This window comes from Vibrio sp. 10N.261.54.A5 (genome assembly GCF_041471145.1).
GTDB classification, from domain to species: domain Bacteria; phylum Pseudomonadota; class Gammaproteobacteria; order Enterobacterales; family Vibrionaceae; genus Vibrio; species Vibrio crassostreae_C.
The window spans coordinates 1-889 of the sequence record NZ_JBFRNU010000074.1 but is presented as its reverse complement, the minus strand read 5'-3'; the positions used below and the strand labels follow the sequence as shown (position 1 = coordinate 889).

At 39.9% G+C, this 889-nt stretch carries 1 protein-coding gene; it reads left to right on the top strand.

Going from position 1 to position 889, the window contains the following annotated elements:
• The first annotated feature begins 93 nt into the window (after positions 1–93).
• Positions 94–855, top strand: coding sequence for an IS5 family transposase (locus AB4329_RS20530; RefSeq protein ID WP_026028612.1), 762 nt, complete (start codon positions 94–96; stop codon positions 853–855).
• Positions 856–889: the final 34 nt, after the last annotated feature.

Here is an 889-nt window from a genome sequence, read left to right as displayed (position 1 = left end):
ACTAGGGCGTGTTGATCTTTCGTGAGTGTTTTTTGAACAGCATGGTAAAGAGTTATAATTTGCTTCGCCAAAAGTAAAACCATAACCAATACCATGCCAAGAACAATGCTAACTGATATTCGCTGGGAACTGCTACTCCAAGTTATGAAAAGTACAGGTCGTATTTACGATAAAACTGAACATCGAATGACATTTGAAGGAATACTTTATCGAATGAGAACAGGTATTCCTTGGCGAGATCTACCCTCTGAGTTCGGAGAGTGGAGTACCGTTTACAGACGATTTAATCTTTGGTCAAAGAAAGGGATTTTAGATAATCTTTTCAAAAGTTTATCTAACATGGCTGATTTTGAATGGGTATTTCTTGATGGCTCTATAGTTAGAGCACATCAGCATAGTACAGGTGCAGCTACTGAAAGTTCAGAGCAAATAGGAAAAAGTCGCGGGGGCAACTCAACAAAAATTCACTTAGCCGTAGATAGTGGTGGCCTGCCGATTTGCTTTGATTTATCAGAGGGACAACGCCACGATATAGTGCATGCCGAAAGCTTAGTTGAGCAACTCGATGAAGTTAATACAATCGTTTGTGATAAAGGATATGACAGCGAACCTTTCCGTACTTTTGTTAAGGAACGTGGCGGAGAAACGGTAATTGCTAAACGCAATTACGGACAAGATATAGACAAAGACAGTATGGATTGGTGTTTATACAAGTATCGTCACTTGGTCGAAAATGCCTTTGGGAGAATTAAGCATTATCGAGCTATTTCAAGTAGATATGACAAGCTAGAAAGGAATTATGCCAGCATGTTATCGCTGGCATTCATGTTAATGTGGCTACCGATGTATTGTTGAACGCGAAATGTACAGCAAAGATCAACACGCCCTA

Excerpts from the sequence above, each read along its gene's own strand:
- AB4329_RS20530 (WP_026028612.1), top strand. The coding sequence starts at position 94 with ATGCCAAGAACAATGCTAACTGATATTCGCTGGGAACTGCTACTCCAA.